A 21,367-nucleotide genomic window follows, 5' to 3' on the forward strand; every position below is an offset into this window, starting at 1 on the left:
AGTGATGGATCGCCGGGGCCCCGGCATCCCGACAGTGTAAGCGTCATGGGCCGGTCCGTGACCGGTCCGCCAGGGAACGTACTGTGGCAAATTCGACAACAATCCTGCCCCACGATGCCTGCTGGGTCGTGACAGACGGAGCCGCCGGGAACCGACGGCAGGCGCTGGCGCTGGCCGAGGCGCTCACGCCCTCGATCCGGGAGATCGTGGTCGAGCTGCGCGCGCCCTGGTCATGGTTCGCGCCACGGCAGTTGCCCGGCTCGCGCATGGCGCTGGGCCGCAACGACGAAAGTCTGCTGCCGCCCTGGCCGAATCTGGTCATCGGCTGCGGCCGCAGCGCGGCCTGGGCGACGCGGCAGATCCGTCAATGGTCGGACGGCAAGACGCTGGCCGTGCAATTGCTGGATCCGCGCATCGATCCGGCCCACTGGGACCTGGTGATCGCGCCGAAACACGACACCTTGCGCGGCGAGAATGTCCTCAATCCGCTCGGCTCGCTGCATCCCATCGACGATGCCTGGCTGGCCGACGGTCGCGACGCGTTCGCCCAGTTCGCCGGTTTGCCTTCGCCCCGGCTCGGCGTCCTGATCGGCGGTGCCCGGCGAGGCACCCCCTTCGACGATGACGCAGCCGCCGCTTTTCTCGCCGCGGTAAAGGCGCGGCATCAGGCCGATGGCGGGTCGGTACTGGTGGCCGCTTCGCGGCGTACGCCCTCGGCGCAGCTGGCACGCATTCGCGAGGCGTTCGCTGGCTTGCCCGGCGTGGTCTGGGTCGACAGCACCGACGGCGCGAACCCCTACCCCGGCGTCCTCGGCTGGGCCGATCGGCTCATCGTGACGCCGGACTCGGTGAACATGCTTTCCGAGGCCTGCGCGACGGGCCGGCCCGTGCATACCTTTATCTCGCGACCGTTGCCGGAGAAGCTGGCGCGGTTCCACGAGGAGCTGCGTTCCGCGGGGCTGTTGCACGATATCGATGCGCGGACGGCATCGACGCAAACGCCGCTGCGAGAGACCGCGGCCATCGCTTCAGAAGTGCGCAGGCACCTGGGCCTGGGTGAGCCGATACCCCGGTAGAGTGGCCCTATGTGGGAGCCGCTTCAGCGGCGATGGCTTACCCTGCCGCCAGTACCCATCGCCGATGAATCGGCTCCCACAAGGAGCTATTCAGGCGTCGACGTAGCGTGCCGCGTCGCCGACCCAGCGTGCGATGAGGCGCTCACAGCGCGCTGGATGATCTTTTATCATGGCTTCCGCGACCCGTTGCACCTCGGGCATGAGATGTCCGTCGCGAGTGAGGTCGGCGATGCGGAACTGCAACTGTCCTGTCTGGCGCGTACCGAGCACCTCGCCCGGTCCACGCAGTTCCAGATCCTTCTCGGCGATACGAAAACCGTCGTTGGTTTCGCGCATCACCTGCAGCCGTTCCCTTGCCAGTCGTGACAGCGGGTTCTGGTAGAGCAGCACGCAGTTCGATGCGATGGCGCCACGACCGACGCGGCCACGAAGCTGGTGTAGTTGCGCAAGACCGAGCCGCTCGCTGTTCTCGATCACCATGAGGCTGGCGTTGGGCACGTCCACACCCACTTCGATCACCGTGGTCGCGACCAGTACGGCAAGCTCGCCGGCCTTGAAGGCATCCATCACCGCCTGCTTTTCCTTCGGCTTCATGCGGCCGTGAATCAAGCCGACGGCGAGATCGGGCAAGGCGATGGTCAGCTCCGCGTGGGCCACTTCCGCCGCCTGCGCGTTGAGCTGTTCGGACTCTTCGATGAGCGTGCACACCCAGTACACCTGGCGCCCTTCCATGCAAGCGGCGTGGATGCGCTCCATCACGTCGTAGCGGCGCTCGTTAGATAAGGCGACGGTTTGCACCGGCGTACGTCCCGGCGGCAATTCGTCGATCGAGGAGACATCGAGGTCCGCATACGCACTCATCGCCAGCGTGCGCGGAATGGGCGTCGCGGTGAGCACCAGCTGGTGCGGAATGAGGTCGCCCTCGGCGCCTTTATCGCGCAGCGCAAGGCGCTGATGCACGCCGAACCGGTGTTGCTCGTCGACGATGACGAGACCGAGTTTCGCGAAACTCACCCCCTCCTGCATGAGTGCGTGCGTGCCCACCAGCACGTGTGCGCCACCGGCCGCACGCGCAAGAGCGCTCTTGCGCGCCTTGCCTTGCACCTTGCCGGCGAGCCATTCGACTTCGAGGCCGAGCGGCTCGAGCCACGCACGGAAGTTACGCAGGTGCTGTTCGGCAAGTAGTTCCGTCGGCGCCATGAGGGCGACCTGGTAGCCGCTTTCGATGGCGGCCAGTGCGGCCAGCGCGGCGACTACGGTCTTGCCACTGCCCACGTCGCCCTGGACCAGACGCAACATGGGGTGCGCCCTTGCGAGGTCGCGGGCGACCTCTTTTGATACGCGCGACTGTGCCTTGGTGAGCGCGAACGGGAGTGCCGCGAGTAGCCCGTCGTGCAACGTACCGGCGCTCTTCAACGCGGGCGACTTGCGCTTCTTCACCGCTGCACGCATGCGTCGCAAGGTGAGGTGCTGGGTCAGCAACTCTTCGAAGGCGAGGCGCTGTTGTGCGGGATGCGTGCCCTCCCCCAGCTGTCGCAGATCGACGTCGGGCGGTGGCCGGTGCACATGGAGCAAGGCGTCACGCAGGGACGTCAGTCCCATCGGCCGGCCGATCTCTTCCGGAATCAGTTCGAGGCGGTCGTCCGCAGGCAGGTGCGCAAGCGCACGCGAGATCACACTGGCAAGGCGCCGCGGACCGAGGCCTTCCGTCGTCGGATAGACCGGGGTCAGGCGCTCGTCGACGAGCACGGCCTCGTCGACCTCGATGCGCTGGTATTGCGGATGGACGATCTCGAGACCCTGTGGCCCCTGGCGCACTTCGCCAAAGCAAAGCAGCCGCGCTCCCTTGGCGAGCAGGTCGACCTGCGACTTGCGGAAGTGGAAGAAGCGCAGGAGCAAGGGCCGGCCGGAATCGTCGCCGATGATCACCTTGAGCTGTGGGCGAAACCGAAAGCCTCGCTCCACGTGCTCCACGATGCCCTCCACCTGCGCGCGGTCTCCCGGACGCAGGTCGGCGATCGGCACGACGGTGGTGCGGTCTTCGTAGCGCAGTGGAAGGTGAAACCAGAGGTCCTGCACCTCGCGCAGGCCGAGCTTGCCCAGCGTCTCGGCAAGCGCGGGCCCGACGCCGCCGAGGGTGGTCAGCGGTGCGCGTCCGGGATCCGCCGGCGGTGTTGCCGGCGTGGTCACTGCGCTTCGGGCCACGGGTCGTGCCGTGGATTACGGCAGGACGAGGATCGCGTCGACTTCGACCTGGGCGCCCTTGGGCAGGCCCGAGACTTCGATGGTCGAGCGTGCCGGGTACGGCTGCTGGAAGTATTCGGCCATCACCGCGTTCACTGCGGCGAAGTTGCCAAGGTCCGTCACATAGATGCCTACGCGGACGATATCCGCCAGCTTTCCGCCTGCGGCTTCGGCCACCGCGACAAGGTTGTCGAATACACGGCGCGTCTGCAGGGTGATGTCACCCTCGACGAGATTGCCGGTGGCGGGATCGAGCGGGATCTGGCCCGAGAAATACACTGTATTACCGGCCCGGACGGCCTGGGAATACGGGCCAATGGCCGACGGTGCCTTCTCGGTGGCGATGGTGCTGCGGGTCATGGACTTTCCTCGGGGAATCGATCCGCTGAGTCTATCGCATGCCCGTTGTGGGAGGCCTTCTGTGGGAGGCCTTCTGTGGGAGCCGCTTCAGCGGCGAACGGGTGGTCGCGGAAACCTGGCCCGCTGCCGCGGGATCGCCGATGAATCGGCTCCTACAGAGGAGCGCGCCGCGGGGAGTTACAGCGGGTGGCGGTAGACGCCGCTGACCACACCGGTACGGCGGACGCGACGCATGACATCGGCCAGGTGCTTGCGATCCTTCACCTCGATGGCGAACAGGAGCGTCGCGGCGGTGCTGTCGCGCTCGATGTACTCGACGTTCTCGATGTTCGAGCCAGCGTCGGCAATGGCCGCGGCCACCGTGGCGAGTACGCCCGGGCGGTTGAGGACTTCGATGCGCAGTTCGGCGCGGTAGTCGCCCTGCACGTCTCGGTCCCACTCGATGGCAACGATGCGCTCGGGTGTCTTACGGAACTCGACGACATTCGGGCATTCGACACGGTGCACCACGATGCCCTTGCCCGAAGACAGGAAGCCGACGATCTCGTCGCCGGGCAGCGGGTGACAGCAATTACCGAAGCTGAGTACGCCACGCTCCGCGCCACTGATGCGGATCTTCTCGGCATTGTGCTCCGGCGGTGCTTGCGGATGACTGCCCTCGCGCGGACCGAGCAAGGCGACGAGTTGCGTGGCGACCTGGTCGGCGAAGCGATTGCCGAGGGCGATCTCCGAGAGCAGCTCCTCCAGGCGCTTGAGCTTGGCGTCGTCGAGGAAACGATCGAGCGCGGCGGCGGGCACGGAGTCGAGACTCAGGCCGCGCGCGTCGAGGGCGCGGTCGAGCATGCGATGACCGAAGTCCACCGCGTCCTCGTGCTGCAGATGCTTGAGGTACTGACGGATCGCCGTGCGCGCCTTGCCGGTGACCACCGCCTCCAGCCACGCCGGGTTAGGCACGGCTGAGGGCGCCGTGATGATTTCCACCTGCTGGCCGGAAATCAGGCGCGTGCGTAGCGGCACCAGCTTCTTGTCGACGCGCGCCGCGACCGCGTGATCGCCGACGTCGGTGTGCACGGCATAGGCAAAATCCAGCGCCGTGGCGTTGCGTGGCAGCGAGAAGATCTCGCCGCGCGGCGTGAACAGGTAGACCTCGTCCGGGAAGAGGTCGATCTTGACGTTCTCGAGGAACTCGGCCGCGGACGGCGTATTGGCCTGGCTGTCCGCCAGCGCGGAAAGCCATTCGCGGGCACGTGCCTGCGCACTGTTCGCGGGGCCGGAATCGGACTTGTATGCCCAGTGCGCCGCGACACCACGCTCGGCGACGGATTCCATCTCCGAGGTGCGAATCTGGATTTCGATAGGTGCGCCGAAGGGGCCGAGCAGCACGGTATGCAGCGACTGGTAGCCATTGCCCTTGGGAATGGCGATGAAATCCTTGAAGCGGGCGTCCACCGGTTTGTACAGGCCGTGCACGGCGCCCAGCGCCATATAGCAGTGCATCGCGGAGTCGGTAATGACGCGGAAACCGTAGACGTCCATCAGCTGCGCGAACGACTTGTGCTCGCCGCGCATCTTCGAATAAATGCTCCAGGCGGACTTGATCCGGCTTACCGCACGGCCGGGAATCTTCTCCGCCGCGAGGCGGCCTTCCAGTGCCATTTCGATCTTGGCCATCGCCTCGCGGCGATTGCCCAGCGCGGCACGGATGCGCTCGCCGATGATGCGGTGACGATCCGGGTACAACGCCTTGAAGCCGAGGTCCTGCAACTCGGCCTTGAACTTGTTCATGCCCAGGCGCTGCGCGATCGGCGCGTAGATTTCGAGCGTTTCGCGCGCGATGCGGCGGCGTGACTCGCCGTCTTTCGCACCAAGCGTTCGCATGTTGTGCAGGCGATCGGAGAGTTTGATCAGGATGACGCGAAGGTCGCGCGCCATCGCCAGCAGCATCTTGCGGAAGCTTTCGGCGTCCGCTTCCTGCCGGCTGGAGAAACGCATCTTGTCGAGCTTGGTGACGCCGTCGACCAGTTCGGCCACGGTCTCGCCGAATTCGCCGGCGAGTTCATCCCGCGCGAGCTTGGTGTCCTCGAGCGTGTCGTGGAGGATCGCGGCGATGATCGTTTCGGCGTCCAGGCCGAGTTCGGCCAGCACCTGCGCCACGGCGACCGGATGCGTGATGTACGGCTCGCCCGATTTGCGTGTCTGGCCGTCGTGCGCGGCGGCGCCTATCAGGAAGGCGCGGCGGATGCGCAGCACCTGGTCCCTGGGCAGGTACGCGCCCACGCGGTCTTCCAGCGCCTGCACGTACGGCGGCACCGATCCATCATCGACCACGTCGGTCAGTTTTTTCGCAGGGACGACTTCCATGGGAGGGTCTCGCGCCTCAGCGGGCGCAGCCTCCCGCGCGCGGCCTCAGCAGCCGCGCGTCAATGTGCGCAGTGTTACGTTTATGACAGGGCCGACAGCGACCCGGCGTCATCAGTCATCCCCGCCCTTCGAGAGGTCGTCGTCCACTTCCGTGGCGGCCCACTCGAGGGCTTCACGCTCGGCGCGCTCGCGGGCGGCACGGTCGATTTCGTCGATCATCTCGTCATTGACGCGACGGTCGGCGATCTCGCGCAGGGCCAGCACGGTCGGCTTGTCGTTGGCGGGATCGATGGTCGGCTCGGCGCCCTTGGAGAGCTGACGGGCACGCTTGGTCGCCATGAGCACCAGCTCAAAGCGGTTGTCGACTACCTCTAGGCAGTCTTCGACGGTAATACGGGCCATTTCAAATCCTTGACAATAAAGACACTTCTGGTTGGGCAGTTTAGCGGCCCGGCCCGTTGGCTGGCAATCAGGGGAGGGGTATCATGCGCGGTTCTGGCCAGGAAGGACGGGTATTAGTGCAAATAATAAAACCAAGCGGTACACTAAAGCATCGCCCCACCCGCAAAGTCGCCCCGATGCACCTGAATCTGATTTCCCGGATTGCCAGACCCGCGCTGGCTGTGTTCGCCACCGCCCTGCTTGCCGCGTGCCATATCGCACCGCCGCGCACGGACGATCCGAACGAGCACTTCAACCGGAACATGTACGCCTTCAACGACAAACTCGACAAGGCGGTCATCCGCCCGGTGGCTGTCGGCTACCGGAAGGTGACCACACCGCCCGTGCGCACGGCCATCAGCGACTTTTACACCAATATCCGACTGCCGATCACGGTGGCCAATGACCTCCTGCAGGCCCGGCCCAAGCAGGCCTTCCAGTCGACCAGCCGCTTCGTCGTGAACCTGACGATCGGCTTCCTCGGCTTCAAGGATCCGGCCAGCCTGCTCGGTATCCCGCTGGAAGACAACGACTTTGGCGTGACCCTGGCCCGCTGGGGCGTCCCCGAGGGCGACTACCTGGTGCTGCCCCTGGTCGGTCCGACCACGGTCCGCGACGTCTGGCGCCTGCCGGTCGACAGCTATTTCTTCGACCCGCTCAGCTACTACTCGCGTAACCACAGCTACAAGTACGGCCAGGAGTACATCCCGTCGGCCCTCTACCTGGTGACCCTGCGCTCGCGTGGTATCGACGCCGAAAGCTTCCTCGCCTCGGCCTACGACCCGTACGTGTTCATGCGCGACGCCTACCGCCAGCAGCGTCTTTATCAGATCTACGACGGCAGCCCGCCGGCCGACGTGATCGAAAAGATGCAGGGTCTGAACGACAACCAGGGCTTCGATCCCGACAAGCTGCTCGAAGAGCAGCACTCGTGGGAACGCCAGAACGGCGAAAAGCCTGAATAAAGAAAAAGGCCCGCAAGGGCCTTTTTCTTGTTGTGGGAGCCGCTTCAGCGGCGATGGCTGCTCGCCGCGACCTTGCCCGCTGCCGCGGGATCGCCGATGAATCGGCTCCCACATCGCCGATGAATCGGCTCCCACAGTGAAGCGGCTCCCACGGTGAATTGGCTGTTACAGGAGAGCCTCGACGCCCGAGACGCGGGCGAGTGCCTGCAGGCCCTCTGGCGTGTTGGCGACGGAAAGGGTCTTTCCCTTCGTCCGCGCGTGCGCCAGCAGGGCAAGCAGCGTGGCGAGACCAGCGCTGTCGGCGTGGGTCACGCCGCTGAGGTCGAGCGTGGTCTGGCCACTACGGTCGAGTTCAGCACGGGCGGTTTCGAGCGCGCTGGCCGCTGTGGCGAACGTCAGCGCGCCGGACACCCCGAGGGTGCCCGGCGCCGTGGTCGTCAGCGAGAACGACGCCGGAATCACTTCTGTGCGCCAGCCTTGGCGCCACCGGTATCTTTCTGGATGTCGTCGATGGCAGAGCCGCCCTTCGATTCGAGATCGACGGTGAGCTTGTCGAGGCCTTCCTTCTTGATCTCCGCGTCGACCTGGTTGCGGTAGTTGGTGATGTACGAGATGCCCTCGATGATCACGTCATAGGCCTTCCAGTCGCCACTGGCGCTCTTGCGGAACGCGTAGTCGACCGAGACCGACTTGCCGTCGTCGAGCATGACCTGCGTACGGACCACGGTGCGCTTGTTGTTGAGGTCGTCGGTAAACGGCAGGACCTTGACGCGGCCGCGGGTGTAGTTGAGCAGGCCCTCGGCATAACGATGGGTGATCGAGTTGTAAAAGGCCTTGGCGAAGCGATTGCGCTGTTCCGGCGTGGCCTTGCTGGCATTCTGGCCGAGCACGAGGATCGACGCGTAGTCGATGTCGAAGTGCGGCAGGAAGGTGTCGTCGATCACCGCGATCAGCTTTTCGTGATCGTTCTTGAGCTCGGCCTGGTGACCTTCGATGGCCTTGGCGAGGTCATCGGAAATCGTCTGCACGATCTGCTGGGGCGTCTGGCCCTGGGTGGCAGCCGCCGGAGCGGGCGCCTGGGCGAACGCCGGCGCGGCGATAACGCCGCCGACAGCGAGGGCGATGGCAAGGGAAAGCTGACGCAGCATGCGATGTCTCCTGGGGTCCGGCCTTATTTCTTGCCGGAGTTGTCGGGTTGGGTGCCGCCCTGGGCGCCACCGGATTTGTTGTCGCTCGGCGAGCCGTTCACGAGGAACTTGCCGATCAGGTCTTCAAGCTGGAGCGCGGACTGCGTGAGGATCAGCTGGTCGCCTTCGGCGAGGAAGGTCGGCGAGCCGCCCGGCTGGATCGCAACATACTGGCTGCCGATCAAACCGCTTGTGAACACCGCGCCGGCCGAATCATCTGGTATCTGGGAGTAGCGCTTGTCGATCGCAAGGGTCACCGTGGCCTCGCTGCTGCCCGACTTGATCGTCACCGAATCGACGCTGCCGATCGGCACGCCGGCCATCTTCACCGCCGCGCCCGGCTGCAGGGCGCCGACATTGGTAAAGCTGCCGGTGACATGGAACGTGCCACCCAGGCGATCCGGCGCACTGCCGCCGCCAAAGAACTTGCCGATCATTTCTTCCAGCTGCTGCGCCGGGCGGGTCAGGCCAATCTCACCGCCTTCCTTCACCGGGGTCTTCGACTGGCCGAACTGGATGCCGACATACTGGTCGCCCAGCAGGCCGCTGGTGAAAATGGTGGCCACGGAATCCTCGGGGATGTCCTTGTGGCGATCGTCTATCGACAGGGTGACCTTCGCCTCTTCCTTGCCGGGAACGAGGTCGATCGCCTGCACCGAGCCGACGCGCACGCCGGCGATTTTCACCGGTGCACGATTCTTCAGCTGACCGATGTTCGCGAAGTGGGTTTCCACGGTGTAGCTGGAACCCTGGCTGGCATTGGCCACCGACGTGGTCTGCGTGGCCAGGTAAGCGAGGGCGGCGAAGCCGAGCACGATGAACAGGCCGGTGCCGAAGGCATAGGAACGTCTCTGGGTCACGGCGTGATCCTCGAACAGGTAAAGAAGGAATGGACAGTCATGGCGGGTCTCCGGTGCCTCAGATCAGGAACGAGGTGAGGACGAAGTCCAGCGCCAGGATGGCGATGGACGAAGCGACCACCGTGCGGGTCGTCGCATAGGCGACGCCCTCGCTGGTGGGCGGCGTGGTGTAGCCCTGGAACACCGCGATCAGGGAGACCACGATGCCGAAGGCGATGGATTTGAGCAGCACGCCGTCGATGATGTCCTTATGGACATCCACCGTGGCGGTCATGTTCGACCAGAACGTACCGTTGTCGATGCCCAGCCAGGTCACGCCGACCAGATGGCCGCCGAACACGCCCATGGCGCAGAACACCACGGCGAGCAGGGGCAGCGCGACCACGCCGGCGAGGAAACGCGGGGCGATGACGTAGGCGATGGGATCGACCGCCATCATCTCCATGGCGTCGAGCTGGTCGGTCGCGCGCATCAGTCCGATCTCGGCGGTGACCGAGGTGCCCGCGCGTCCGGCGAACAGCAGTGCCGTCACGACCGGACCCAACTCGCGATAAATCGCGATGGCGACGACGGTACCGGTGGCCGACGTGCCGCCGAAGATCGAGAGTACGTCGTACAGCTGCAGGCCGAGCACCATGCCGACGAACAGGCCGCAGGTCATCACGATGGTCAGGCTCATCGCGCCAACGAACCAGATCTGCCGGATGGTCTCGCGACCGTGGCGGAAGCTACGTGGAATAGCCGCAAGGATCGTCAGCAGGAAGATGCCGCAGGCACCGATCTGGGTAAGGCTGCGGACGACGACATTGTCATTCCTTGCCGTCGTCATGCCTTGCCTCCTGGAAAACCGAGCGCCGTGGCGTAATCGCCGGCGGGATACTGGAACGGCACCGGGCCGTCGATCTTGCCGCCGAAGAATTGCGCGGTCCACGGCGAGCCGTCGCTGGCCAGCGTGGCCGGCGCACCCTGCGCGACGACCTTGCCGTTGGCGATGAGATACACGTGGTCGGCCACCTTCTGCACGGCAGCCAGCTCATGGGCCACCAGCACCGAGGTGATACCGAGTGTGTGGTTGAGCGTGCGGATGAGCAGCAGCACCTGGTTGAGCGAAATCGGATCCAGGCCGACGAAGGGCTCGTCGTAGAGGATCAGGGCGGGATCGAAAACGATGGCGCGGGCCAGGGCCACGCGCCGGGCCATACCGCCGGAGAGCTCCGTCGGCGACAGCCGCGCTGCACCACGCAGGCCGACCGCCTCGAGCTTGTTGAGCACGATGTTGCGGATCAGTTCCTCGGGCAGCGCCGTGTGCTGGCGCAGCGGGAAAGCCACGTTCTCGAACACGTCGAAGTCGGTGAGCAGGGCCGAGTTCTGGAACAGATAGCCGATGCGCTCGCGCAGCTCGAAGAGCTTCTCGCGAGAGAGCGAAGGCACGTTCTGGCCGTCGACCTCGATCGTGCCGGCATCCCCGCGCATCTGCCCGGTGATGTGCTTGAGCAGGGTGGTCTTGCCGGTGCCGCTGGGACCCATGATCGCGGTGACTTTGCCGCGCGGGATATCCAGGTCGAGATTGTCGAAGATGGTCTTGCCGTTGAGGACCGTGGTCAGTCCGCGTATGCGGACGATGGCGTCGTCGGTCATGGTGCGAGAAGCTCCTCGATCAGGGCCTCGTGGCGGCGAGCCGACGCAGGCGTGCGCTGGCGGACGGCGCGAACGATCGCCTGGAGGTCCGCCAGGGCGTCCTCGAAGCGGTCGTTGACGATGATGTAGTCGAATTCATGCGCATGGGCGATTTCCTCGCGCGAATTGAACAGGCGGCGTTCAATCACTTCAGGCGCGTCAGATCCTCGACCGCGCAGGCGGCGCTCGAGTTCCCGTCGCGACGGCGGCAGGATGAAAACGCTCACGCAATCCGGCTTGCCCTTACGCACCTGCCGAGCACCCTGCCAGTCAATCTCCAGGAGCACATCGGCGCCCTCACAGAGTTTGCCTTCGACGACGGTACGCGAGGTGCCATACAGGTTGCCGTGCACCTCGGCATGCTCGAGGAAGATGCCCTCGACAATCTCGCTTTCGAAGTCCGTGCGTTCGACGAAGAAGTAGTGACGTCCGTATTCCTCGCCGACGCGCGGTGGCCGCGTCGTATGCGAAATCGACAACGAGATGTCCGGCTCGCGCTCGAGCAGGGCGTTGACGAGGGTGGACTTTCCGGCTCCCGAAGGCGCGGCGACCACGAACAGGGTGCCGTCGATCATCCGCGGGTCTCTGGTAGGACGTGCATGGTTTCTCCCGGAGCCGGCATCGCGAGCTGGGCAAAACGCGATTGTAGCGAAGTCTCGGCTGTGGGAGCCGCTTCAGCGGCGAAAAGGACATGTGGGAGCCGCTTCAGCGGCGAAAGGGACATGTGGGAGCCGCTTCAGCGGCGAAAGGGACATGTGGGAGCCGCTTCAGCGGCGAAAGCCAGGTTGCCGCAGCCCCATCGCCGGCGTAGCCGGCTCCCACATAAATCTCCCACATAAATCTCCCACATAAATCCCCCGCATAAATCTAGAACGAGGCGGCCCGCCCCGCATAGCGACTCGGCGAAACCCCGACGATCCGCTTGAACGCATGACTGAAAGCACTCTCCGAGGCGTACCCGAGGTCCCTGGCCAGCACGGCCACGGGAACATCGCCCTGACGCAAGGCTCGCTCGGCGAGCCGCATGCGCCATCGCGCCAGGTAAGCGAGAGGAGCCACGCCCGACGCCGCCTTGAACTGGGAAGCAAAGATGGTCCGCGACATCGCCGCCGCGCCGGCCAGCTGGTCGAGGCGCCAGGGCCTGCCGGGCTCGCCGTGCATCATCCGTAGCGCTGCCCCAAGCCGAGGATCGGCCGCCGCACGCAACCAGCCAGCCTGCAGCGGGCCGCCCACGGAGAGGTGCGCACGCAGGATCTGCACGAAAAGCAGGTAGGCGAGCTGGGTCCTCGCCATGCCGGACCCCGGAAGATCGCCACGACTTTCCTCAACCATCCGGTCGAGGATCCACCGCATGGTCACCGCTTCGGGCGCCGATCCGCGCACATGGATCATCGGCGGCAATGCCTCGTGAATCATCGGCGCGTAAGTGGGATGCAAGCGCACGTGACCACCGATCTGGAGCATGTCGTCGCCCTGCCCCAGCGCGACGATCGGCGTGGTGCGTCCGGCAAACACCTCACGCGCATCGACCGGCGGCAGGGCGAGGTCGCTGGCCAGTACGAAGCCGCGCTCGGCGACGAGGAGCACGATGTCACCCGCTTCCATGCGCACCGTCGCCCCTTCGTCCAGGCGCAGCCAGCACCCACCGCGCAGCGCGGCGAAGAACTTGAGCTTGTCCGGCGGCGGGAAGCGGATCGCCCAGTCGCCGCCTGCGGTAAAGCCGCCGGAAACCACCGATTCGACGTCGGCCAGCCTCAGAACTTCGGAAATCGGATCGTCAGCCATCCCCGTACGATTGAGCATGGATAGCGGACTTTCAAGCATTCATCGTTCGGAAGGGCCGACCTAAGCTTGTCCGGACCCTACGAGGAGATCCCAATGTCCAGCGTCCAGACCCCCATCCACTCCGGTTTCAACATGGCCAGCACGGCGGAAGAGGTGCTCGCCGGTATCGACCTGACCGGCAAGATCGCCATCGTGACCGGCGGCTATTCCGGCATCGGCACCGAAACCACCCGGGCCCTCCGCGCCGCCGGGGCCCGTGTCATCGTCCCGGCTCGCGATCTCGCCAAGGCGCGCAAGGCCCTCGAGGGCATCGACGTCGAGATCGAGCCGATGGATCTCGCCGATCCGGCCTCCATCGACGCTTTCGCCGAGCGTTTCCTGGCGCGCGGCGAGCCGCTGCACATCTTGGTCAACAGCGCCGGGGTCATGGCCATGCCGCTGACCCGCGATTCGCGGGGCTATGAGATGCAGTTCGCCACCAATCACCTGGGTCATTTCCAGTTGACGGCACGGCTTTGGCCCGCCCTCAAGCGCGACGCTGGCGCACGCGTCGTATCGGTTTCCTCGCGCGGGCACCGCTTCTCCGGCGTGGACTTCGACGATCCGAACTTCGAGCGCCGCGAATACGACCCGTGGATCGCCTACGGACAGTCGAAAACCGCGAACGTGCTGTTCGCGCTGGGCGTGGACAAACGTGGCGAGGCCGATGGCATCCGCGCCTTCGCCCTGCACCCCGGCGCGATCATCACCGATCTGGTCCGACACATGAGCCAGGACGACCTTCGCGCACGCGGAGCCATCGACGAGGAAGGCCGCCCGGTGGTCGACCTCGCACGTGGGTTCAAGAGCGTGCCGCAGGGCGCCGCCACCAGCGTCTGGTGCGCAACCAGTCCGCAGCTCGATGGCATGGGCGGCGTGTACTGCGAGGACGTCGAGGTGTCGCCCGTCTTGGTCGATGCCGATAACGCAGCAGGTCACGTAAGTAGCGACGTCGGCGTGCGTCCCTGGGCGATCGATCCGGCGGCGGTCGAAACCCTGTGGTCGCTGAGTGAAACGCTGACAGGTGTAACGCTGCCTTCACGCTGACCCATCACGGAAACGACGCGCCGTTAATGCATCGCGGCGCATCGTCTAATTGCCGCGCGTGAAGGATCCGCGACGGCCCGACCGGACCCAAGTGACACCCTCGCCTGCGCGGCAGTTCGCGACGGGCGGGAATGCGAGTTCCGGCTCGCCCACCAGCTTCGTGTTCGCGCAGTTCGAGGCATTGGTCATGCGCATCGACAATCCCAACGGTTCCTCTGATTCCTATCCCTACCGCGTGCAGTTCGACACGCTTCGCGATATGGAGAACGCCCGCCGCCACAACTGGTCACCCGGCTACTACGATACGGCCGAAGGCACCTGGGGACGCCGCCCTGGCGAGTTAATCGATGTCCCGCTCGCCGATGGCGAGCCGGGACCGGAGCAGCGCGAAGAGTCGGAATCGGACCCAATCGATGCCAAGCCGAGCGGTCGCGAGACAGCGGACGTCTATTGATTCGATGACGGCGGCCTTCCCGCTGGTTCGGACTGCTTGTAAATGACCCCACCCTTCATGACGAAGGCGACGTGGGCGAGTGTGGCAATGTCCTGCGCGGGGTTGCCGGGTACGGCAACGATGTCGGCGTCGAGCCCCGCTTTCAGCTGGCCGATGTGATCCTGCTGGCGTAGCACTTTCGCGTCGACTGCGGTGGCGGCGAGCAGTGCGCGAGCCGGGGACATGCCGTCGCCCACCATCCAGACGAGTTCCTTGTAGTTATCGCCGTGGGTGAACACGCCGACGTCGCTGCCGTTGCCGATGGTCACCCCGGCATCCATGGCCAGCTTGAACGCGTGCGCGGCTTTCTGCATGGACTCCGTCGGCGGATCGCCAGGCTTCCAGCCACCGAAGTACTCGGACGTAGCCGCGCTGGCTTCTAGCGTCGGCATATACGCGACACCGTGCTGCTTCATCAATGCGAAGACCTCCGGCGTGCCGTCGTAGCCGTGTTCGATGGTGTCGACACCAGCAAGCACCGAGCGGCGCATGCCTTCGGCCGTGGTCGAGTGCACGGCCACGGGGAGGCCCATGGCATGCGCCGCGTCCACCGCCACCTTCAGTTCTTCTTCGGTGAACGTCGGCACCGAGCCCTTGGCTTTGCCGCAGTGGTAGTCGGCATAGAGCTTGATCCAGTCCGCGCCGTGGGCCGCCTGGTCGCGCACGGCGTCGAGCATCTGCGCCGCGCCACTCACCGGGATGCCACCTTGCGGCATGTCCATGTCATCGCGGAAGCCCAAGGGACCGGGCCCATAGCAGTGCGCGGCGATGGTGGCGCGCGTGGCGACGAACAGATGCGGCCCTGGAATCACGCCTTTGTCGATAGCGCGCTGTACGTCCACATCCGCGTAACCCGCGCCCTCGGTGCCGAGGTCACGCAAGGCGGTGAAACCGGCCATGAGGGTATCGTTGGCGTGCTTCACGGCCTCCACGGTGCGGAAGGCCAGCGTTTCCTTGAGCACCTGGTCGTTCCAGGGCGTCTCGTTATAAGGGTGAAGGAAAATATGCGAGTGCGCGTCGATGAGGCCGGGCAGGACCGTCATGCCGGGCAGATCGATGGTCTGCGTGCCCGCCGGGATGGCGACACTAGCCGCCGGGCCGACCGCGACGATCTTGTCGCCCTGCACGAGTACGACCCAACCCGCATGCGCCTGTTCGCTGCGTGCGTCGAACACGCGGTCGCCCTTGAGCAGCCACGCGTGGTCCGCAGGCTTCGACGTGGCCGACGACTCCACCGCCGACGCGCCGCCCACCACAGCGATACAACCTGCGAGCGCGAACGCCCTGCTCCACCCTGCCAGCTTGGTCATGCCGCCCCCTGTTCGATTCATGGCTGTCCCGGATGATAGGTCCACTCGACGTGCCCCTGCAGTTCCTCGGGCCAGAAGTACACGGTCCGCAGGTTGCCGGTGGTGTACCGCTCTGCTTCGTCGTTGAAATGCTTCGATGACGCATCGCCACTTTCGCCACCCGCCGTGATCGCCCGCGCGTGCACCTTCTCGCCGAACTCCACCACCGCAACGAAACTGTTTCCACTCGTCCCGTAGTAACGCTTCGTTCCCGGCCAGCGGTGCGCGCCGAACGAGGCCAGCGAGCCCCATCGCGACGAGGTAAACGGTACCGGGATGCTGGGCTTCGCGTCGTCGAAGGGTTGCACGATGGCGCCGTCGATACGCTGGAAGCGGTTCACTTCACCCCAGGGCACGCCCCAGCTGCCGAAGTCGTGCTCGAGACGGTCAGCGGCTTCGACCAGTGCATTCAGGCGCACTTGCGGTCCGGCTTTCTCGGCCATCACGTCGTACACCGAGAGTCCCTCCTGCGTATCCAGCTTGCTGGCCTTGTCCCAGAGGATGTCACCCCAGAACACCGCCAGCGAGGTTGGCATCGAGGTGATGCCCCAACGATAGTCCCAGGTTCGCAGCAAGGCGATGGGGCCGGCGAGCTTGCGCTTCATCGGATCGGTCGGCGGCAGCGCATCGTAGTCCCCGATGAGGATCGGGAGCTGCCGTGCGAACGCTGGCAAATAGGGATCGAAGGCGGCATCGATCAACGAGGCAAGCGTGAATTCGTGGCGCCCTGTGAGGACCCGCGTCGCGTGCAGACCCCGGGGATTCTCGCCAACGGCGTCCATGTATCTCGGAAAGTCTGCCTGCTTCGGACTGTCGGGACCTGCCGCCGAATACGGCCAGTCGTTCGTATTGAAGATCCAGCCGGTTGGTGGGTTGAACAGATGCGGCGCCTTGTCCAGCGGCAGGAGGCCTTTCCAGTCGGTCGCCGGGTCACTGCCGTCGACCGGCTTCGTATAGTCGAAGCGGTTGTCGCGGTTCGGGATGAACTGTGGATGCAGGTACGCAATATTGCCCTTGTCATCCGCGTAGATCGTGTTGTTCGAGGAGTTCGCCTTGAACTCAGCCACCTTCATATAAGCCGCGTAGTCGTTCGCCGTGGTCCGCAGCCAGCTCTGCTGCAAGGCCTCCAACGGCTTGTTCATCAGCGCGACCGCGATCCACTTGTCGCCCTCGGTACGCACGACCGGGCCATGGTGCGTGGCATACACCGTGAAGGTTCGCACCGCCCGCGTGCCATCGGCGGCGCGGTACGGCACGACGATCTCGCGCGAGGTTATCGGGCGAAGTTCCTTGCCATACCGATAAAACGGCTTTCCGTCCTTCTGCACGATGGTCTCGGCAAATTCATCGACGACATCCGCGCCGGTCGAGGTGTGCATCCAGCCGATGTGCTTGTTGAAACCCTGGTAGATGAAGAACTGCCCCCAGGTCACGGCGCCGTAAGCATCGAGGCCATCATCGCTCGACATCTGCAGCTCGGAGCGGAAGAAGAAGGAGGTGTGCGGGTTGATGAGCAGCAGCGCGTGACCATCGGCCGTGAGCTTCGGTGCGATGGCGATGCCGTTCGAACCGGTCGGCTCTTCCCAACTGGAAGGCGGCGTGAACTGGGCTAGCGCGCCTTGCGGATCCTTGCCATAGAACGCTTGCAGACCCTTAGTCGAAACCCGCTCGATATCGCCACCGATGCTGCCTTCGCTGAAGCTCAGCGCCATCCACGGCTCGAAATGAGTTATCACCCGCGGATGCACGTTCGGATGCGTGGCCAGGTAGTAGTTGAGACCGTCGGCCCAGGCGTCCATCAACGACTTCAACCAACGCGGACTGCGCGAGTACAAGCCCTGAAGTTGCGCCGGGTCGATGAAAAGCCTCTGCCGCAGATCCTGCCAGATGGCCGATTCGCCCTCGGCCTCGGCTGTGCGTCCGAGCGAGGTCAGGTAATTGGTCTCGACGCGGTTGAAGTCGTCTTCGGCCTGGGTATATGCCATGCCGAACACCGCATCGGCATCGGTATGTCCGTGGACGTGTGCGATGCCCCAGTTATCGCGCTGCACCGTGACGGCCTGTGCTTCGCGGTTCCACCGCAGGGCGTCGCCCTCTTCGGCATGGACGGAGGACAGGGCACATATCGCGCCCAGAAAGAGCATCAGCGTGATCCGACGGTGAGCGGGCATCGATCATTTCCCCTGAACGAATCACGATCCTAACCGGTCTGGCGGAACTTATCGCGATCGAAATTCGGCAACCACCGGAGCTGCCGGTGGATAGCCTTGCGAAACTTCTCACGAGTTAAGTTCGACCATCCATCGTGGACATCTCTACTTCATATCGGTGAAGCAATTGCCACCGTCGTGGCCGCATTGCAGTGCGTCGCCCACAAGGCTTGCACGACACAGCTTCCGGTCGGCTTAGTTCCGGCTTAGCGAAAGAACCCGCCCCATGTCCTCGTCTATAGATGTCGGAGACATCGACACGGAACAGGATCGCTACGAAGTTCTCGTCAAACGAAACCTGCACGAAACCAACAGAGCGTACGTTCGCACCATCAGGCTGCACGTGGTGGATTGATTCGCGACCAAGGGCTCTGCGCTGACGAGCAGACATGCGATCAGGTTGTACTCAGTTACCTCAAGAAATCGAGGATGCAAAATGCGAATCCATTACCTTGTTACGAGTCTCGAGGGCGGCGGCGCCGAGTTCGTCATTCCCGATATCGTCAACGTGATCCGGGATCTCGGTCACGAACTCCACGTCTTTGTCTGCGAGCCTCGCGACCGCCTGGCCGAGCCACGACTGATCAAGGCGGGCATCCCTTACACATTGATGTCCGAACGAAAGGCTACGAAGCTCGCCTGTATTTACAGGTACGCGAAAGTGGTTCGGGCGTCACCGCCCGATCTGATCTGGACCTCGCTAAGCCACGCGACGCGGGTCGGCCAGATGGTCGGCGCGATGTTCGGTGTTCCCGTCGTGAGTTGGAAGCACAGTGCCGACGTCAAGCCACACATCCGCAGGTCGCAGCGTTCGAGCCACTTGTGGATCGCCGACTCGCAGGATGTCGCGGAGTACCTGCAGGAGTCGATGGGCGTCGAACAAGGCAGGATCGCCAGCTGGCCACTCTTCAGCCCGACGTCTTCAGAAATACCTCTTCCCCGCTGGGACGGGACCGGGCCGCTGCGCATTGGCAGCTCCGGACGTCTGCATCCCCAAAAGAACTACGATCTTCTTATCCGCGCAGTGGATCGACTTCGCCGCGACGACCCGGAAGCCTACTCCAGAATAGAGGTTTCGATCGCAGGTGACGGACCACTCCGTGCCGAGCTGCAAAGCCTGATTTCGTCCCTGGATTTAAGGGAGAAAGTCAGGCTGATGGGCTGGGTCTCTGATATGCCCGCTTACCTGCGCAGCCTGCATCTTTACGTTCAACCGTCCGTCTATGAAGGCATGTGCATCGCGGCTCACGAAGCCATGGCGGCAGGCCTTCCGGTCGTCGCCACGCCGGTCGGCGAACTTCGCCGAAGCATCCAGCCGGGACGCACCGGCGTACTGCTCGAAGGCGACATCGTCAGCGGTCTCGTAGCGGCAACGCGTGGGCTCACCGCCCACCCGGACATGCTGACAATCCTTGGTGAGAACGCGAAGGCCTACGTGGAGCGCACGATGGGTGCCGGAGCTTTCGCTCGCAACGGACGCGAGGTGCTCCGACGAATAGAGAGTGACGTAATGAAAGGTCGTCCCAGGGTTCCGACGTCCCACCGCCCGGCGACCTCCGGCTATCAGCGGAACTGACTAGCGCGTCGACGCGAGGAAGGCGCGGTCGTTGTTGATACTCAGTCTTCCGGATACGCCAACGCGTAATCGAACGCCGCCCGTACTGCCGCCACCTGCGCTTCGTTGCACTGCCGCGACGTGGCGCGTGGGCTGTCCGGATAGACCTCGGTGGTCGTGACGTAACGCGCGTTGGTGATGCCGGCGCACAAGCCCAGCTTCTTCAGGTCGTACTCGATCACGCCATGCGCGACGACCGGCGAGCCGATGATCTCGTGGTGTTCGTCCGCTGGAGCGATATGCGTGACCTTGGCGACGGCCTCGATGATCGTTTCCTGGAATTCCGGTTGGCGGTTAAAGGTATCGTCGACCAGGTAGAAGCCATCGGGAATCTCGCCCGGCTCGTATTCCTTGCCGTCACGCGCCGCCACCGCCGGACGAAACTCCGACTCGTCCGAATCGGTGGTTTCGTGCAGGTCGATGTGCACCAGCACCTTGTCGACCAGTGGCGCGAGCAGATTCACCAGCGCAGCCGACTCGGCGGCCGGACTGCCTTCGCGGAAATTGCGGTTCGGATCGATCGCATCCGGATTCCAGCGCTGGATACGTTCGTAGGCCCAGGGACTGATGCATGGCAACACCAGCAGGTTGGCGCGGCCGGCGTAGTCGCCGGCGTGGTCGCGCACGAACTGCAGCGCCCCTTCGACGCCACTGGTCTCGTAACCGTGCACGCCGCCGGTCACCAGCAGGACGGGAAGGTCATCGCGCCAACCCCGGCTGCGGATCGCGAGCAAGGGATATTTCCCCTCCGCGTAGTCAAGTACGCCGTATTCAGAGACGTCGAAGCGATCACGCAGCGCATCGATCGCCGTCATGACGTCGACTGCATAGCTGCGGCTCTTCACCTGGCGCGAACGCCAGTTGGCGACTTCAGCAGCGCCCCAGGGTTGTCCGGGCATGCCGATGGGGTACGAAGATGGCGTGGTCATGAGCCGGATAGTAAACATTTTCGGAAGATCAGGTATTCATAAGCATTGCGGCTTAACCTCAGACCTTGGCGGCATGCCGGCCGCCGCTAGGAGGAGGTGGGGCCATGGCACTACGAACGTGGGCATGCCTGTGCGCGCTGGCCGTATCGGCCCCGGCCTTCGCAGGCGGTGGACCGCTCGGCATCGATCATCGACTCCACTACGACAACAGCGGCATCTGGAAACGCAGCAACCAGAAGATCCTCGCCACCGGAACCGCCGTGACCATCATCGGCGGGGCGCTGCTGCTGGGCGACAACGACGAGTTCGGCGACACACTCTGGCGCTCGGTGGATTCGGTCGTTCTGGCTAGCGCCACAACGGACGTGCTCAAGCTGGGCTTCCGGCGACAGCGCCCTTCCGAGACGGATGACCCGGACAAATTCTTTTCCAGCGGCAAGAAGAACAACAGCTTCCCGAGTGGCGAAGTGACCCTCATATCGGCGGCCGTTACGCCGTTCATCGTCCACTACGGCGAGGATCACCCGATGGTCTACGCCCTCGCCCTGCTGCCTGCCTACGACATGGTCGCGCGCATGAAGACCCGGGGCCACTGGCAAACCGACGTCCTGGCCGGCGCCGCGATCGGCACCGGCTTCGGTATCTGGGCCTCGCACCGGAATTCACCCTTCATCCTCAGTCTGTTGCCGGGTGGCTTCCAGGTGGGCTTCATCAAGCACTTCGACTAGG

20 protein-coding genes are annotated in these 21,367 nt (G+C 64.5%); 6 read left to right on the top strand and 14 right to left on the bottom strand.

Translation table 11 applies throughout. The features are described 5' to 3' along the window. The first annotated feature begins 83 nt into the window (after nucleotides 1-83). Entirely contained in the window at nucleotides 84-1,076 is a 993-nt protein-coding gene (locus C8J98_RS20615) for a mitochondrial fission ELM1 family protein (protein WP_233260324.1), read from the top strand. Nucleotides 1,077-1,166: 90 nt separating this feature from the next. Here the strand turns inward: C8J98_RS20615 and recG are convergent, their stop codons facing one another. The 4 genes from recG to rpoZ all read right to left on the bottom strand — a co-directional run bounded on the left by recG (nucleotide 1,167) and on the right by rpoZ (nucleotide 6,443). Continuing rightward, entirely contained in the window at nucleotides 1,167-3,266 is a 2,100-nt protein-coding gene (gene recG / locus C8J98_RS20620) for an ATP-dependent DNA helicase RecG (protein ID WP_199229978.1), read from the bottom strand. A gap of 30 nt (nucleotides 3,267-3,296) precedes the next feature. Beyond that, nucleotides 3,297-3,680: a RidA family protein gene (locus C8J98_RS20625; protein WP_046968046.1), complete on the bottom strand. Its 384-nt coding sequence runs from the start codon at nucleotides 3,678-3,680 to the stop codon at nucleotides 3,297-3,299. A gap of 177 nt (nucleotides 3,681-3,857) precedes the next feature. Then, nucleotides 3,858-6,041 carry a bifunctional (p)ppGpp synthetase/guanosine-3',5'-bis(diphosphate) 3'-pyrophosphohydrolase gene (locus C8J98_RS20630; protein ID WP_063573099.1) on the bottom strand — a complete coding sequence of 728 codons (2,184 nt, stop codon included), beginning with the start codon at nucleotides 6,039-6,041 and terminating at the stop codon, nucleotides 3,858-3,860. Nucleotides 6,042-6,152: 111 nt separating this feature from the next. Beyond that, the gene (gene rpoZ / locus C8J98_RS20635; RefSeq protein WP_046968048.1) at nucleotides 6,153-6,443 is read right to left on the bottom strand and encodes a DNA-directed RNA polymerase subunit omega; all 291 of its coding nucleotides are present in this window, start codon (nucleotides 6,441-6,443) and stop codon (nucleotides 6,153-6,155) included. A gap of 176 nt (nucleotides 6,444-6,619) precedes the next feature. Between rpoZ and C8J98_RS20640 the strand changes: the two genes are divergently transcribed. Continuing rightward, complete coding sequence (locus C8J98_RS20640) at nucleotides 6,620-7,447, top strand: VacJ family lipoprotein (RefSeq protein WP_107915606.1); 828 nt, start codon at nucleotides 6,620-6,622, stop codon at nucleotides 7,445-7,447. A 165-nt stretch (nucleotides 7,448-7,612) separates the two neighbouring features. On the opposite strand, the gene C8J98_RS20645 is transcribed toward C8J98_RS20640, so the two are convergent. The 7 genes from C8J98_RS20645 to C8J98_RS20675 form a co-directional block, all read right to left on the bottom strand. Then, complete coding sequence (locus tag C8J98_RS20645; RefSeq protein WP_107915608.1) at nucleotides 7,613-7,909, bottom strand: STAS domain-containing protein; 297 nt, start codon at nucleotides 7,907-7,909, stop codon at nucleotides 7,613-7,615. Then, a complete protein-coding gene (locus C8J98_RS20650; protein WP_107915610.1) occupies nucleotides 7,906-8,595 on the bottom strand; it encodes an ABC transporter substrate-binding protein in 690 nt (229 codons plus the stop codon). Before C8J98_RS20650 ends, C8J98_RS20645 begins: the two co-directional genes overlap by 4 nt. Before the next feature lie 23 nt (nucleotides 8,596-8,618). Continuing rightward, nucleotides 8,619-9,494 carry an outer membrane lipid asymmetry maintenance protein MlaD gene (mlaD, locus tag C8J98_RS20655; protein WP_107915613.1) on the bottom strand — a complete coding sequence of 292 codons (876 nt, stop codon included), beginning with the start codon at nucleotides 9,492-9,494 and terminating at the stop codon, nucleotides 8,619-8,621. 58 nt (nucleotides 9,495-9,552) lie between these two features. Then, entirely contained in the window at nucleotides 9,553-10,323 is a 771-nt protein-coding gene (mlaE, locus tag C8J98_RS20660; protein WP_107915615.1) for a lipid asymmetry maintenance ABC transporter permease subunit MlaE, read from the bottom strand. Continuing rightward, nucleotides 10,320-11,132 carry an ATP-binding cassette domain-containing protein gene (locus C8J98_RS20665; protein WP_107915617.1) on the bottom strand — a complete coding sequence of 271 codons (813 nt, stop codon included), beginning with the start codon at nucleotides 11,130-11,132 and terminating at the stop codon, nucleotides 10,320-10,322. The genes mlaE and C8J98_RS20665 overlap by 4 nt, the downstream gene beginning before the upstream one ends. After that, a complete protein-coding gene (gene gmk, locus C8J98_RS20670; protein WP_107915619.1) occupies nucleotides 11,129-11,746 on the bottom strand; it encodes a guanylate kinase in 618 nt (205 codons plus the stop codon). Before gmk ends, C8J98_RS20665 begins: the two co-directional genes overlap by 4 nt. Nucleotides 11,747-12,038: 292 nt before the next feature. Next, nucleotides 12,039-12,974, bottom strand: a complete 936-nt coding sequence (locus tag C8J98_RS20675) for an AraC family transcriptional regulator (RefSeq protein ID WP_199229976.1) — start codon at nucleotides 12,972-12,974, stop codon at nucleotides 12,039-12,041. Between the two features lie 75 nt (nucleotides 12,975-13,049). Between C8J98_RS20675 and C8J98_RS20680 the strand changes: the two genes are divergently transcribed. Next, a complete protein-coding gene (locus C8J98_RS20680) occupies nucleotides 13,050-14,042 on the top strand; it encodes an oxidoreductase (protein ID WP_107915621.1) in 993 nt (330 codons plus the stop codon). Between the two features lie 187 nt (nucleotides 14,043-14,229). Next, on the top strand, nucleotides 14,230-14,496 hold the full coding sequence (locus C8J98_RS20685; RefSeq protein WP_107915623.1) for a hypothetical protein: 267 nt from the start codon (nucleotides 14,230-14,232) through the stop codon (nucleotides 14,494-14,496). Here the strand turns inward: C8J98_RS20685 and C8J98_RS20690 are convergent. Both C8J98_RS20690 and C8J98_RS20695 read right to left on the bottom strand, forming a co-directional pair. Next, the gene (locus tag C8J98_RS20690) at nucleotides 14,490-15,845 is read right to left on the bottom strand and encodes an amidohydrolase family protein (protein ID WP_107915625.1); all 1,356 of its coding nucleotides are present in this window, start codon (nucleotides 15,843-15,845) and stop codon (nucleotides 14,490-14,492) included. The genes C8J98_RS20685 and C8J98_RS20690 overlap by 7 nt on opposite strands. 17 nt (nucleotides 15,846-15,862) lie before the next feature. Next, nucleotides 15,863-18,028 (bottom strand): penicillin acylase family protein, encoded by a 2,166-nt coding sequence (locus tag C8J98_RS20695; RefSeq protein ID WP_233260326.1) that lies wholly within the window; start codon nucleotides 18,026-18,028, stop codon nucleotides 15,863-15,865. A 466-nt stretch (nucleotides 18,029-18,494) separates the two neighbouring features. Between C8J98_RS20695 and C8J98_RS20700 the strand changes: the two genes are divergently transcribed. Further along, entirely contained in the window at nucleotides 18,495-19,670 is a 1,176-nt protein-coding gene (locus C8J98_RS20700; protein ID WP_158272771.1) for a glycosyltransferase, read from the top strand. 41 nt (nucleotides 19,671-19,711) lie between these two features. Here the strand turns inward: C8J98_RS20700 and C8J98_RS20705 are convergent, their stop codons facing one another. Then, the gene (locus C8J98_RS20705) at nucleotides 19,712-20,638 is read right to left on the bottom strand and encodes a M14 family metallocarboxypeptidase (RefSeq protein ID WP_107915631.1); all 927 of its coding nucleotides are present in this window, start codon (nucleotides 20,636-20,638) and stop codon (nucleotides 19,712-19,714) included. A gap of 104 nt (nucleotides 20,639-20,742) precedes the next feature. Between C8J98_RS20705 and C8J98_RS20710 the strand changes: the two genes are divergently transcribed. Beyond that, nucleotides 20,743-21,366, top strand: a complete 624-nt coding sequence (locus tag C8J98_RS20710; protein ID WP_107915633.1) for a phosphatase PAP2 family protein — start codon at nucleotides 20,743-20,745, stop codon at nucleotides 21,364-21,366. The last annotated feature ends 1 nt before the right edge of the window (nucleotide 21,367 follow it).

Source organism: Luteibacter sp. OK325, from assembly GCF_003050935.1.
Classification (GTDB): Bacteria; Pseudomonadota; Gammaproteobacteria; order Xanthomonadales; family Rhodanobacteraceae; genus Luteibacter.